Source organism: Phyllobacterium chamaecytisi (assembly GCF_020164455.1).
Classification (GTDB): Bacteria; Pseudomonadota; Alphaproteobacteria; order Rhizobiales; family Rhizobiaceae; genus Phyllobacterium; species Phyllobacterium chamaecytisi.
Map to the genome: position 1 here is coordinate 58,244 of NZ_JAIQWW010000023.1, position 12,904 is coordinate 71,147.

Consider the following 12,904-nt stretch of genomic DNA (forward strand, 5'->3'; position numbering starts at 1 on the left):
CGATAGGTCCAAGAGAGACCCCTCCCTGGACCTCCGGTCCTTCCCTCCCCACAAGGGGGAGGGTAAAGAGGTGATGCCTTCTGCACGGTTATTACACATGTAGAAATTCTGCATTGCCAGATCTTCCTATGCCGCTTGTTTGTTGCGGCTGGCAAGCCAGGCCTTGGTCAATTTCTCGAAACGATCGGCCATGTCGTCGATCGCAGCCTCATCCGAGAGCTTCCCTGACAGCCAGCCTTCCGCCGCGTCCATGAACAATGTCCGGCCGACGGCAAAGCCCTTGACAATGGGTGCCCCAGCGGTTGCGGCAAACGCTGCCTCAAGCTCGTCATGCGGCGCTTCCAACCCAAGCAGCACGACACCGCGGCACCAGGGATCGTGCTTTTCGATCACTGCCTCGATGTTTTTCCAGGCCGTCGCCGAGGCCTGCGGCTCGAGCTTCCACCAGTCCGGTTTGATACCCAGCGTATAGAGTTCTTCCAGTGCTCGCGGAATGGTGTTGTCGTCGAGTTTGCCGTGTTTGCCGGCGATGATTTCGATCAGCAGCTCGCGTCCGACCTTGCGCGCTGCTTCGAAAAGCGTGCGCAACTTCTGCTGCTGTTCCAGCTTCAGATCGGCAGGATCGTCCGGGTGGTAGAAGCACAGACACTTAATGCAATGGTCCACCGGCCATTCCGCCAGCTGCGAGCCGATATCCTGCGAAAACTCGAAACGCAGCGGGCGCGAGCCCGGCAGTTCCACGGGCCGTCCGAGCCAGTCGAAATTATGACGCGCGAACTCGAACATCGCCTCGCGCCCAAACTTCTCGTCAAGCAGCATGCCGTAGCCGCCACGGCCAGCCGCAACCTTTGCCGCCGCCTTTACCGCCAGCTCCTTGAATGCGCGGATTTTGGCATCATCGGCACCGACCTTTTGCGCAAGATCTTCCAACTGCACACGGTGATCGATGGCGAAGGTCATCATCGACGGTATCTCGCGCCGCCGCGTCGTTGCCCAGTGCACGTGGTTGATTGCCTCGTCCTTGCGCAGGGCGTGAAATTTGCTGCCATGCTTGAGGAAATATTGCAGTTCTTCGAAGGTCGGAATCTCGGGTGCGCAGAGAAGGCGCGACACCGCGAAGGCGCCGCATGCGTTGGCCCATGTAGCGGAGGTCGCCAATGACTCGCCGCCAAGCCAGCCGCGCAGAAAGCCCGACATGAAAGCATCTCCCGCGCCGAGGACGTTGAACACCTCGATCGGAAAGCCCTTGCCGACGACGCCATCCTCGAGATCGTCGGAGATCGCGCCTTCGTAAACGATGCAGCCCATCGGCCCGCGCTTCAGAACGATCGTCCCGCTCGACAGCGACCGAATGGTCTTCAGCGCGCTGAGAAGATCCTCCTCGCCTGACGCGATCAGCACTTCCTCTTCCGTACCGACGATCAGATCGCAATCGGCAAGGACGGTCTTCAGATGGCTCGACACCGCATCGGAGGCGATATAACGGCTATCGCCCTCGCCGTGCCCTGCGAGACCCCACAAATTGGGCCGGTAGTCGATATCGAATACAACCTTCCCACCCGCTTCTTTCATCAAGCGGATGGCCTTGCGTTGCGCCGCATCGGGCTTTGGCTTGGAAAAATGCGTGCCGGTAACGACGACGGCGCGCGCCGAACGGATGAATTCAGGATCGACATCGCCCTCATCAAGCGCCATGTCGGCGCAGTTCTCGCGGTAGAATATCAGTGGGAAGCTCTTGTCGTTCTCGACCGAGAGGATAACGAGGGCCGACAGCCGCTCCGCATCTGTGATGATTCCGTTCGTCGCGACGCCTTCGCGCACCATCTGCTCGCGTATATACCGGCCGATCTGCTCGTCGCCCACGCGGGACAATAGCGCCGAGCGCAGGCCGAGCCGCGCCGTACCGATCGCTATATTGGCAGGGCATCCACCGACCGACTTGGCGAAGGAAGTAATATCCTCGAGCCGGGAGCCGATCTGCTGACCGTAGAGATCGACGGACGAGCGGCCGATGGTAATGACATCGAGCGCGTGGCCCGTATCAGCTCTGTCCATGATATCCTCCCGATAGACTGATAAACCCCGGCCCACACAGGCCAGGAAATTTTCCTATATGAAATAATAATTCTATCGAATCGTCAATATGGAATGTCTGTTCTTTTTCATATTCTACTATTTGACGAGACCCAGTGGTGTTGAAAATGCCCGATGCGATGTGTATATTTTGGAAGAACCATACACATCGGAGCTACCATGCGTACCAATATCGACCTGGACGATGAATTGCTTACCAAGGCCATGAAAGTGACAGGACTTTCCACCAAGAAGGCAACGGTCGAGGAAGCCTTGCGCATACTCGTGAAAAGACATGATCTGAAAAAGGTCATCGATGATCTCGCCGGCATCGGCTGGGAAGGCAATCTCGATGAAATGCGAGAAGGCCGTTTTTGGGACGATGATGGTCGTTTGGATAAATGATCGTCGTCGACAGTTCGGTCTGGATCGCCCACTATCGCAATATCGATATCGAACCTGTAAGGCGCTTCAGAGCGCTGATTGAGGTCGAGACAGTGATTGTGGGCGACCTTATTCTTCTAGAGCTGCTACAGGGTGCCCGCAGCGAAGCTGAGGCTGGACGGCTTGAGAGGGGCTTGCGGCAATTCGGCGTCCAAACCATGTTGTCTGCCGACACGGCAGTTCAAGCCGCGCGCAATTATCGGCATCTGCGTCGGCACGGTATAACCATTCGCAAGTCCATTGACGTTGTCATTGCCACCTTTTGCATTGAAGGCGGGCACCAGCTTCTCCATCATGACCGCGACTTCAATCCGATGACCGAACGCCTCGGGCTTCAAGTTTTCTAACCTAAACACTCCGCCGCTTCTCCGCCACACTGACCGTCAGCGCCATGGCGAGTGCCATCGTTCCCGATAGTGACCGGAACCCGGAGAAATCCCCTTCCGCCGCTTCGAACCACACCTTGGCAGACTGGGCGAGCGGCGAAAACGCGCTATCGGTAATGGCGACGACTGGCACATTGCGTGCTGCCAGCGCCGCCGCGTGCTCGATTGTCGCTGACGCATAAGGTGAAAAGCTGATGGCGATGGCGGCGTCGGTCGGCTGGGCAAAGGAAAGAATTTCCGGATCGATACCAGCTGTCGATTCGATCAACTGGTTGCGGATTTTCAGCTTGCCGAAGGCGTAGGCCATATAGGCGGTGATCGGATAGGAACGACGACGCGCCAGCAGATAGATCGTGTCTGCTCGCGCCAGGATATCCACAGCGCTGGCCAACACATCCTCTTCGACATTATGCGAAATCGTCTCGATTGAATGGCTAGCCGCGGTCAGAAATCCGTTGAGGATGACGCGGTTCTTGGAAAGGCCGTGCGTATCGCCGCGTAGCGCTGACAGCCGCTCCTCATAGGAAACCTGCCGCTCGCGCAACCGTTCCCGGAATACCGATTGCAGGCTCGTGAAACCATCGAAACCGAGATGCTGGGCAAAGCGGATCAACGTCGATGGTTGAACACCGGCCGTCTGGGCGATGCTCGCCGCCGTGCCGAAGGCGATCTCGTCGGGATTGCTTAAGGCATAGGCAGCGATCTGCGCCAGACGCTTCGGCAGCATCTCGCGACGGTCGAGGATCATCGTGCGCAATGCATCGAAATCCCGCGGTAACGACATTTCATTGTCCATGCTTTCCATCCCGAATCGTTTCCCGGTTGCTGCCCCTTGCCTGAGCAAAATATTTATATCAGGACGGATCAGTTATTCCATTTTTTCTTGTTATAGATTATTTCAATCGGAAACTGCAAGCGATGGGAGCAAGCGATGCTGGGCGTAGGACTGATCGGAACGGGCTTTATGGGAAAATGCCATGCACTGGCGTGGAATTCGGTTCGCGCCGTCTTTGGCGATGTGCCGGCGGTACGGCTTGTGCATCTTGGCGAAGCCAACACAGAACTGGCCGTGCGCCGCGCCAATGAGTTCGGTTTCCAGAAAGCCTCGGGCGATTGGCGTGCCGTCATCGACGATCCAGCGGTCGATCTGGTCTCCATCACCACCCCCAACCAGTTTCATCCGGAAATGGCGATTGCAGCACTGAAAGCCGGTAAGCATGTCTGGTGCGAGAAGCCCATGGCGCCAACATTCAGCGACGCGGAAGCCATGCTCGCCGCGGCGAAACAGTCGGGCAAAGTAGCAGCCCTTGGCTACAACTACATCCAGGGTCCGGCCATCCGCCATATCCGCAAGCTGCTTGCCGAGAAGATCATCGGCGACATCAACCATTTGCGCATCGAGATGGATGAGGACTTCATGGCCGATCCCGATGCCCTCTTCAACTGGAAGCACGAGGCCACCTCCGGCTATGGCGCGCTCGACGATTTTGCCGTCCATCCCCTGTCGCTGCTGTTCACATTGTTTGGCCGGGTTTCCCGCGTCATGTGCGATATGTCGAAGCCCTACGCCACCCGCAAGACCGCGAATGGCACGGACCGCACGGTCGAAACCTACGACAGCGCCAGCGTTCTCATGCATATGGAAAACGGCGTTGCCGGCACCTTGCAGGCCAATCGCTCCGCCTGGGGCCGCAAGGGGCGCATTGCGTTGCAGGTATTCGGCTCGAAGGGCTCTATCCTGTTCGATCAGGAACGCGCCAACGAGTTCCAGCTTTACGTCACCGCCGACCGCGCCACCGAACAGGGCTACCGCACCATTCTTACGGCGCCGCATCATGAGCCCTATGGGCAGTTTATCCCGGCTCCCGGCCATGGCCTCGGTTTCAACGACCTGAAGATCATCGAGTGCCGCGAGTTGATTAAGCGCATCAATGGCCAGCCCGCCCACCTGATCGAATTCGCCGACGGCCTCGAAATCGAGCGCACCGTGCATGCGATGGCGCGTTCGTATCAGGAGCAGCGCTGGGTGGATGTGCGGTAATTTTTTCAATGCAACCAACGACAACCCCTATGACGCGTTGCGTTATAGTGGTATATAATTTATTCTCAAGTCATGATTCAAAACTTTGCCGATCGTGAAACGCAGTTGATCTGCTCCGGTGTTAGAAGTCGAAAATTGCCATCTGATATTCAGGCGGTGGCCTTGCGAAAATTGCGTCTTTTAAATCAGGCACGGGTAGTGGAGGATCTCCGGATTCCACCCGGTAACCGTCTTGAAGCGCTTAAGGGCAATTTGGCAGGACGGCATTCGATCAGGATAAACGATCAGTGGCGCATTTGTTTCGTTTGGCAGGAAGGAGGCGCAAGAGATGTCAAAATCATCGATTACCATGACTAACAAAAATTGGCTGCCGAATCCGCATCCTGGCGAAATACTGTTGGAAGAATTCTTGAAACCCTTGGCCCTTAGCCAGAATGGCCTTGCCCGTGCGGTTCACGTTCCGCCACGACGCATCAATGAGATCGTATTGGGCAAACGAGACGTCACTGCCGACACCGATCTTCGACTCGCGCGCTATTTCGGCATCTCGGAGGGTTATTTTTTGGGACTGCAATCCGACTTTGACCTTTTGCAAAAACGTCGGGAAATAGACGGCGATTTAGCGACCATCGAGCCAAGAGCCGCGTGAGGGATGCGTGGTCGGCACGCACCCCTCACGCTTGTTTAAACCCTGATTGTCTTGCCTTCCTTCACCGACCTCACCGCTGCGTCGGCAAGCGCCAGCGCTATCAGCCCGTCTTCGCCGCTCGGCGCCGCCTTCGTGCCCTTCGCAATCGCGCTGATAAATGCGGCGATCTCATTGGCGTATGCCTCCGTATAGCGTGTCATGAAGAAATCGTGCAGCGGCGGGCGGGTATAGCCGCTACCGTTGGCGATCTCGATCGACACTGGCCGCTGGTTTTCCGCCGCGACCATGCCCTTTGAGCCATGCACTTCGATGCGCTGGTCATAGCCATAGGTCGCGCGGCGTGAATTGGAGATCACGCACTGCTTGCCAGACGCCGTCGACAGGATCACGCTGACGCTATCGTAATCGCCAAGCTCGCCAATCTTCTTGTCGACCAGCACTGAGGCATGCGCGGTGACAGCAACCGGATCTTCGCCGAGGAGAAACCGCGCCATGTCGAAATCATGGATGGTCATGTCGCGGAAAATGCCACCGGAACGGCTTATATATTCCGCAGGCGGCGCACCCGGGTCCCGCGAAGTGATCGTCACCATCTCCACGTCACCGATCTGACCATCGTCGATCGCCTTGCGTACCGCAGCGAAATGCGGATCGAAACGGCGGTTAAACCCGACCATCAGCGTAGCGCCCGTTTCACGCACCACCGCAAGGCATTCTTCGACACGCTTCACATCGAGGTCGATCGGCTTCTCGCAGAAGATCGCCTTGCCGGCCCGGGCGAAGCGTTCGATCAGGTCCGCGTGCGTATCGGTCGGCGTACAGATGATGACGGCATCGATATCCGAGGCTTTCTCGATCTCGTCGATGGTGCGGATTTCACAGCCATGCGCAGCGGAAAGATCCTTGGCGGCCTGTTCAAAGGCATCGGCGACGGCGACGAGCTTCGCCTCTGGGTTCGACGTCACCGCTTTCGCGTGAACCTTGCCGATACGGCCTGCACCGAGCAGACCAAAACGTACAGTCATTTCTTACCTCATTAAAGAAGCCCGGAAGTATCCCGGGCGTTATTGATCGATTTGGCCAGCAACTCCATTGTACGTGGTTCGACGGGGCTCACCATGAGGGAGGTGAGTTGATTGCAGGGGAGCCAAGGCTTTGAATGTTGGCCATTACAGCCGCAACCTTTCTTTCTTAGCGCCCCCTGCAACACTCAAGTCCCCTCATGGTGAGCCTGTCGAACCACGCACATGGTCATGCAAATCTGGCTAGCCCCGGGAGCACTGCTAAATTTTTCTCTTCTTCTGGCGATATACATCGACGATAACTGCGGCAACGATGATCACGCCCTTGATGATTTCCTGGTAATAAGCATCGACCCGCAGGAACGTAAAGCCGGAGATCATGATGCCAAGGATGATCGCGCCGATCACCGTGCCGGTAATGCGCCCGACGCCGCCGGCGAGCGAGGTGCCGCCGATGACGGCCGCCGCGATTGCGTCGAGTTCATAATTGACGCCCATGCCGGCCTGCGCAGTCTGTGCCCGGGCAGCGGTAACAATGCCGGCAAGTCCAGCCAGCAATCCGGCAATGGCGTACACCTTGATGAGATGTTTCTCGACATTGATGCCGGAAACCCGCGCCGCCTGCACATTGGCGCCGATGGCGTAGGTGAACTTGCCATACCGCGTGTAGCGCAAGGCGATGTGGAAAACGAGCGCCACGACGAGAAACACGACCACAGGCCAGATGCTCGTGCCGATGAAGTTGAACTGGTCAGTCAGGCCTGAAACCGGCGAGCCCTTGGTGTACCATTTTGCTATGCCGCGCGCCGACACCATCATGCCGAGCGTGGCGATGAACGGCGGTATCTTTGTATAGGCGATCAGCCAGCCATTAATGATACCGGCGAGAAGGCCGATGCCAAGTCCAATACCGATCGGAATGAAAAACGGCAGGTCCGTCAAGGCGGGATAGACCGGCCGCGCCCAGGTGGAGGCCTGCGCGAAACTCGCCGCAATCATCGCGGTTGCACCAACGACCGAGCCGGAGGAAAGGTCGATACCGCCGGTGATGATCACCTGCGTCACGCCCACTGCAATGATGCCGATGACCGAGACCTGCAGGATGATGATCCGCAGGCGCTGCACATTCATCAGGAAGCTCTGTCCGGCAAAAATCCAGCCGAGTATTTCGAAAACCAGCGCGATACCGATCAGCACCAAAAGGATATTGACCTCGGGTGGCATACGCCGGCGGTGTTTGCGCCCGAGTGCCGGTGTTGTCGCCTTGGCGGTTACTGGTTCGCTTGTCATTATTAATCCTCCCGATAATTCGAGGTGGGCTCAAATGCCTTTTGAGAATTCGTCCCGGCGCAACAACTGGAGTGGTACTTAAGAGCCCAAGCGTAGCGTACAGGAGGAATTATCGAATGGTTTTTCACTTGGAAGCGAGCTCCATCACCTTCACCTGCGTGGCTTCGGCACGATCGAGAAAACCGGTAACCCGGCCCTCGTGCATCACCATGACCCGATCGCTCATGCCGAGCACTTCCGGCATTTCCGACGAGATCATGATCACCGCGACGCCCTGTTTCGCGAGTTGCGATACGAGGCGGTGAATCTCCGCCTTGGCGCCGACATCGATGCCGCGTGTCGGTTCGTCGAGAATGAGTATCTTCGGATTGGTCAAGAGCCACCGGCCGATCAATACTTTCTGCTGGTTACCGCCGGAAAGGTTCTCGACCCTTTCCTCCATGTTCGGGGTCTTGACCCGCAACGTATCGCTCATCTTGGTGCACGCCGCGGTGATGCCCTTTTCCTGGACAAACCCATACTTGACGAAACGGTCCTGCAGCACCGCGATCTGCATGTTTTCAAGGACGTCGAGAATAAGCAGGCAGCCCGTTTCCTTGCGGTCCTCGGTGATAAAAGCCATGCCGTGGCTGATGGCCTGCGTCGGCGAAGTCATCTTGACCACCTCGCCTTTGATCTCGATGGTTCCGCTCGTCGCCGGTGTCACGCCGAAAATCGTCTCGGCAACGTTCGAGCGGCCAGAACCGACCAGTCCGGCAACGCCGAGGATTTCGCCCGCACGCACGTCGAACGACACATTGTGGAAAACGTTCTTCAGCGAGAGGTCTTTTACCGAAAGCACCACATCGCCGATCGGCACCTCTTCTTTCGGAAACATCTGCGTGATCTCGCGGCCGACCATCATCTTGATGATGTCGTCGCGCGTCACATCGGTGGAAAGATGCGTGCCGATATAGCGCCCGTCACGGAACACCGAGAACTCGTCCGCGATCTCGAAAAGCTCGTTCATCTTGTGGGTGATATAGACGATGCCGATGCCCTGCTCGCGCAGACTACGGATAATCTCGAACAGATGCGCCACCTCGCGCTCGGTCAGCGCCGACGTCGGCTCATCCATGATCAGGACATCGGATTCGTATGAAACCGCCTTGGCGATCTCCACCATCTGCCGGTTGGCGACGCTCAAATCCCGCACCTGGCTTTCCGGATCGAGTTTGATATTCAGCCGCTCGAACAGGTCTGCGGTCATATCGTACATCTTGCCGTGGTCGACGAAGCCGAAGCCGTTCTTCGGTTCGCGCCGGATCCAGATATTTTCCGCGACGGTCATGAATGGCATCAGGTTGAGCTCCTGGTGGATCATGGCGATACCATTTTCCAGCGCATCGAGCGGGGATTTCAGGCGGATCGGCAGGCCTTTCAGATGAACCTCGCCCTGATCTGGAATATATATTCCAGCAAGGATCTTCATCAGCGTGGATTTACCGGCGCCGTTCTCGCCCATCAGCGCATGAACCGTGCCGCGCTTGAGCCGGAACTGCACATTGTCCAGCGCCAGAACGCCAGGAAATTCCTTGCGGATGTTTTCGACGTTCAAGAGATATTCCGATTGCGGTACGGCGCCACTGGCGCGCACCGCTGCCATGGTCGAGGGACTGACTGCCATGATCATCTCCTCCCAGAGAGGCTCTATCATACACCGGAACGCAGCAGATTGACGCGTTCCGGTTAAAAGTTAAGCGCGGTGGAGGCCTTTTGAGAATTCAGCCTGACGAGGCAGGTGGTGCGGTTTTCGAGAACCGGAGCGCAGTGGACTATTTCGTCCATGAGCACCGGAAGCGCAGCAAAATCGCATCAGATGCCCGTCAGGGTGGATTGGCAAAGGTCTCCTCAATTAGACTTCTGATACTTCGACAGGTTCTCCGGCGTCACCAGTTCGAACGGCACATAGACCTTGGTCTCGACCTTTTCGCCCTTGGAGAGCTTCAGCGCCGCATCGACCGAACCCTTGCCCTGACCGGCAGCGTTCTGGAAAACTGTCACATCGAGGTCGCCGGCAGCCATGGCGGCAAGCGCGTCCTGTGTGGCATCGACGCCGCCGATAACGACGCTGTCCATCGAGCGGCCCGCAGCCTTCAGGGCCTGGATCGCACCGATGGCCATTTCGTCATTGTTGGAGACGACCGCATCGAATTCGAGACCAGCCGAAAGCCAGTTCGTCATCAGGTCGGAGCCTTCGGTGCGCGACCAGTTGGCGGTCTGTTCTTCGACGATTTGAAGCCCCTTGCACTCGTCGGTTGCAATCACATCATGCACGTCCTTGGTGCGCTGGCGGGCGGCCTGATTGGAGAGTTCGCCCATCATCACGACGATCTTGCCCTTGCCCTTGAGCAGGCGGCAGACTTCCTTGGTTTCCAGCGTACCGGATTCAACTTCGTTCGAAGCAACGAAAGCCTGCTTCTCCGGCAAGCTGTCGACATTTGCCGGCTCGCGGTTGACATAGACCAACGGGATGCCCGCATCGGCGGCAATCTTCGACATGGCGCCGGTAGCGTCCGTGTCGACCGGATTGACGATGATCGCATCAACCTTCGAAGCGATGAAATTCTGGATCTGGCTCTGCTGTTTGGCAACGTCGTTCTGCGCGTCCTCGACCTGCAGGTTCACGCCATCAAGCGTCTTGGCATAGTCCTGCATGCCATTGCGCAGGACGGTCAGGAAGTTATCGTCGAACTTCGCCATCGAGACGCCAATATTCGCGGCCGAAGCCGAACCAGCCATCAATGCTGAAACAGCCACTCCAAGCAAAAACTTTTTCATGTCTTCTCCTCCACAAATGGTGCCCCGGCTGCACCTGTTTTAATCCGGAACCCTTCATACCCCGATCCTGCCAACCCACCTTGTCCCTGGCTGGCAATATCTTGATATGAAGCGTGCGCGGCGTTTGCGCGCAAATCTAATCTGAACACCCATTACGGAATATACGGACCGTTATGCCCAGCTTCTGAAATATTTATTCCATTTTATGCAAGGAGCGTCAAGCGGGATTTGAGAGCTATAGACCAATTAATGAGAGGCTTCAGGTTGCACTGCTGTGCAGTCTGATTGCGGAACCTTCTGGGCGGCACGCGGTTTAACTCCGTAACCGGAGACAATCACATGCGCGTTCAAACATGGATATCGACGGCTGTTATTATCGTCCTGGCGGTCGCGGCATTCGTTTGGCTATACCCGGCCGGCGATCAAACACCCGGCCAACCTGCTCCACATGCGCTGGATCAGTCCAATTAACCCTTCCATCCAACACAAAAAGGATCAAATAGTGAATCGCAATGGCCTGTATCTGATTATTGGAGCACTTCTCGTCGCTGTTATCGGTCTCGGTATCTACGCCTACCGGGAGGAAACAAAGCCCGCAGGCGTCGAACTGAAAATCGGAGAGGGCGGCGTGTCGATCCAGGAGAACTGATATTCACGAATGGGCAACACGCGTTCTAATCGGAGAAATCCCGCCTATCCCAAAAATATGCCGATAAACACATGAGATCGGGAGATGAGAGGAGCGAGCTACCGCTCCTCTTTGGAATCAGCCGCCGCCTGGACGCGAATCCGCGGACCGACCACCACACGACGAACCGTCACTTGCAGTCTGCCAAGAATGGTCACATGAACCAGCGAATGATGCCGCAGGTGCACAAAGTAGGAGCAGAATGGCTGCGAGAGCTATTTTCATTATTTTTGTTTCCCCCAAATAACACATTACAACACGACGTAAACATCCGTGAATACAACCGGTCAAGTGTCGTAATTCGAATTGATTAGTTGTGGGACGTCGATGTAACTGTCCACCGGATATCTCTACGGTGTTACGGGAAATACGTTGCCACTTAAATCAACCCGGCCTTGATCGTATCCATGCTGGAGGCCAGCGCTTCGGACGGGTTTTCCAGTTCCTGCACTTCCCGTGCGAACGGTTCGAATGAAAACAGGCCGGTATAGCCCTGGTCGATCAATTCGCGCATCTGCCGAACGTTGCCAAGCCGGTCATCCTCGTCGACCAGTACCCGGTGCGGATCGCGCATTTCGCCAACCGCAAGATCAGGGTCGGCAACCCCTGAAATATGAACCATGCCGGTCATCGCCGGAAACAACTCGGGTTCGCCGGCAAGGTGGTGATGGAATGTGTCATGCACGAGTTTGAACCGGTCCCGGCCGCCGACTGCCTCGATCGCTTCCACCGCCTCGCGCTTTGAACGCAGCGAACAGATCTCGAAGCCGAGCGGTTCGACGAAACCCATGAGACCGCGCTGTTCAAGGATAGGCTTCAGTGCCGTCAATGCGGTGCGCAGGTTTGCCTGACGCTCGCCATCTGTCTGGCCGGAACCATCATTGACCGGGACAAGGACCAGTGCCGTCGCACCCGCATCGCGCGCATAATCGGCAAGCTCGACCGCCTCCCGTTCGCGCTCCGGCGTCCATTCGTTGAAGCGCTGCAGCGCATTGATCGTAGCGATGCGAACGCCTGCCGATTCAGCCATTGCCCGGACCTCTGCCGCCGGCGTTCCGTCGACGATAGCATTGCCGCCGAGGTCGTTGCGGATCTCCACATCGCTGAGGCCGAGCGACTTCGCCAGCTGGAAGAATTCCGCCGGTGTCATATTCGGCGCGGCGATATGGTTGATCGCAAAGACGGGGTGAGAAATCGTATCGCTCATCTGAATCATACTCCCGGTGGTACTTGAAGCGGCCTGCGCCCATGGGTTGCCAAGAGCCCGTTTGGAAAGTCGCGGCGGTGGCGCAACCATCTGTCGGAGCCGCTATTCCGTCAATTGCCGTTCTGGCTAAAAAACTATCATTTCTGATAGATTCCGATGCGTGAGAAAAAGAGAACTGGGTTTGCGGGATCCGGCGCGGCTTTTACGCAAGAATGTCTGGATCTGGCGCAAGAACATGCGAAAATGGAACATGAATCCTCGATTCCGGCGCAGGAATTTCAACC

The 12,904-nt window shown here is 56.9% G+C and carries 13 protein-coding genes; 6 read left to right on the forward strand and 7 right to left on the reverse strand.

Translation table 11 applies throughout. From position 1 onward, the window contains the following. Positions 1-126: 126 nt before the first annotated feature. Positions 127-2,055, reverse strand: a complete 1,929-nt coding sequence (locus LB462_RS26590; protein ID WP_224514299.1) for a bifunctional 5-dehydro-2-deoxygluconokinase/5-dehydro-2-deoxyphosphogluconate aldolase — start codon at positions 2,053-2,055, stop codon at positions 127-129. Between the two features lie 198 nt (positions 2,056-2,253). Here LB462_RS26590 and LB462_RS26595 point away from each other — a divergent pair, with 198 nt between their 5' ends. Together LB462_RS26595 and vapC are read left to right on the forward strand one after the other, a co-directional pair. After that, positions 2,254-2,478: a type II toxin-antitoxin system VapB family antitoxin gene (locus LB462_RS26595; RefSeq protein ID WP_112530495.1), complete on the forward strand. Its 225-nt coding sequence runs from the start codon at positions 2,254-2,256 to the stop codon at positions 2,476-2,478. Beyond that, on the forward strand, positions 2,475-2,864 hold the full coding sequence (gene vapC, locus LB462_RS26600) for a type II toxin-antitoxin system VapC family toxin (protein ID WP_224514302.1): 390 nt from the start codon (positions 2,475-2,477) through the stop codon (positions 2,862-2,864). The genes LB462_RS26595 and vapC overlap by 4 nt, the downstream gene beginning before the upstream one ends. A gap of 1 nt (position 2,865) precedes the next feature. Here the strand turns inward: vapC and LB462_RS26605 are convergent, their stop codons facing one another. Continuing rightward, positions 2,866-3,699, reverse strand: coding sequence for a MurR/RpiR family transcriptional regulator (locus LB462_RS26605; protein WP_224514304.1), 834 nt, complete (start codon positions 3,697-3,699; stop codon positions 2,866-2,868). A 135-nt stretch (positions 3,700-3,834) separates the two neighbouring features. Between LB462_RS26605 and LB462_RS26610 the strand changes: the two genes are divergently transcribed. The 3 genes from LB462_RS26610 (at position 3,835) to LB462_RS26620 (ending at position 5,593) form a co-directional block, all read left to right on the forward strand. Beyond that, positions 3,835-4,944 (forward strand): Gfo/Idh/MocA family protein, encoded by a 1,110-nt coding sequence (locus LB462_RS26610; RefSeq protein WP_224514307.1) that lies wholly within the window; start codon positions 3,835-3,837, stop codon positions 4,942-4,944. Between the two features lie 72 nt (positions 4,945-5,016). Next, positions 5,017-5,301, forward strand: a complete 285-nt coding sequence (locus tag LB462_RS26615; RefSeq protein WP_224514309.1) for a type II toxin-antitoxin system RelE/ParE family toxin — start codon at positions 5,017-5,019, stop codon at positions 5,299-5,301. Then, positions 5,273-5,593, forward strand: a complete 321-nt coding sequence (locus LB462_RS26620) for a HigA family addiction module antitoxin (protein ID WP_224514311.1) — start codon at positions 5,273-5,275, stop codon at positions 5,591-5,593. Before LB462_RS26615 ends, LB462_RS26620 begins: the two co-directional genes overlap by 29 nt. Positions 5,594-5,628: 35 nt before the next feature. Here LB462_RS26620 and iolG read toward each other — a convergent pair whose 3' ends face one another. The 4 genes from iolG to LB462_RS26640 form a co-directional block, all read right to left on the reverse strand. Then, entirely contained in the window at positions 5,629-6,618 is a 990-nt protein-coding gene (gene iolG, locus LB462_RS26625) for an inositol 2-dehydrogenase (RefSeq protein WP_183661622.1), read from the reverse strand. A 258-nt stretch (positions 6,619-6,876) separates the two neighbouring features. Continuing rightward, the gene (locus tag LB462_RS26630) at positions 6,877-7,905 is read right to left on the reverse strand and encodes an ABC transporter permease (RefSeq protein ID WP_224514313.1); all 1,029 of its coding nucleotides are present in this window, start codon (positions 7,903-7,905) and stop codon (positions 6,877-6,879) included. A 124-nt stretch (positions 7,906-8,029) separates the two neighbouring features. Continuing rightward, positions 8,030-9,571 carry a sugar ABC transporter ATP-binding protein gene (locus LB462_RS26635; protein ID WP_224514315.1) on the reverse strand — a complete coding sequence of 514 codons (1,542 nt, stop codon included), beginning with the start codon at positions 9,569-9,571 and terminating at the stop codon, positions 8,030-8,032. 224 nt (positions 9,572-9,795) lie between these two features. Further along, a complete protein-coding gene (locus tag LB462_RS26640) occupies positions 9,796-10,725 on the reverse strand; it encodes a sugar ABC transporter substrate-binding protein (protein WP_224514317.1) in 930 nt (309 codons plus the stop codon). Between the two features lie 502 nt (positions 10,726-11,227). Between LB462_RS26640 and LB462_RS26645 the strand changes: the two genes are divergently transcribed. Further along, on the forward strand, positions 11,228-11,374 hold the full coding sequence (locus LB462_RS26645; RefSeq protein WP_210003223.1) for a hypothetical protein: 147 nt from the start codon (positions 11,228-11,230) through the stop codon (positions 11,372-11,374). A 418-nt stretch (positions 11,375-11,792) separates the two neighbouring features. Here the strand turns inward: LB462_RS26645 and LB462_RS26650 are convergent, their stop codons facing one another. Beyond that, positions 11,793-12,620, reverse strand: coding sequence for a TIM barrel protein (locus LB462_RS26650; protein ID WP_255627831.1), 828 nt, complete (start codon positions 12,618-12,620; stop codon positions 11,793-11,795). Between the last annotated feature and the right edge of the window lie 284 nt (positions 12,621-12,904).

What these genes read in the sequence shown, in the direction of transcription:
- LB462_RS26605 (WP_224514304.1), bottom strand. Translation starts at nt 3,699, where the DNA reads ATGGACAATGAAATGTCGTTACCGCGGGATTTCGATGCATTGCGCACG.
- LB462_RS26620 (WP_224514311.1), top strand. Translation starts at nt 5,273, where the DNA reads ATGTCAAAATCATCGATTACCATGACTAACAAAAATTGGCTGCCGAAT.
- iolG (WP_183661622.1), bottom strand. Translation starts at nt 6,618, where the DNA reads ATGACTGTACGTTTTGGTCTGCTCGGTGCAGGCCGTATCGGCAAGGTT.
- LB462_RS26635 (WP_224514315.1), bottom strand. Translation starts at nt 9,571, where the DNA reads ATGGCAGTCAGTCCCTCGACCATGGCAGCGGTGCGCGCCAGTGGCGCC.
- vapC (WP_224514302.1), top strand. Translation starts at nt 2,475, where the DNA reads ATGATCGTCGTCGACAGTTCGGTCTGGATCGCCCACTATCGCAATATC.
- LB462_RS26640 (WP_224514317.1), bottom strand. Translation starts at nt 10,725, where the DNA reads ATGAAAAAGTTTTTGCTTGGAGTGGCTGTTTCAGCATTGATGGCTGGT.
- LB462_RS26595 (WP_112530495.1), top strand. Translation starts at nt 2,254, where the DNA reads ATGCGTACCAATATCGACCTGGACGATGAATTGCTTACCAAGGCCATG.
- LB462_RS26615 (WP_224514309.1), top strand. Translation starts at nt 5,017, where the DNA reads ATGATTCAAAACTTTGCCGATCGTGAAACGCAGTTGATCTGCTCCGGT.
- LB462_RS26610 (WP_224514307.1), top strand. Translation starts at nt 3,835, where the DNA reads ATGCTGGGCGTAGGACTGATCGGAACGGGCTTTATGGGAAAATGCCAT.
- LB462_RS26630 (WP_224514313.1), bottom strand. Translation starts at nt 7,905, where the DNA reads ATGACAAGCGAACCAGTAACCGCCAAGGCGACAACACCGGCACTCGGG.
- LB462_RS26590 (WP_224514299.1), bottom strand. Translation starts at nt 2,055, where the DNA reads ATGGACAGAGCTGATACGGGCCACGCGCTCGATGTCATTACCATCGGC.
- LB462_RS26650 (WP_255627831.1), bottom strand. Translation starts at nt 12,620, where the DNA reads ATGAGCGATACGATTTCTCACCCCGTCTTTGCGATCAACCATATCGCC.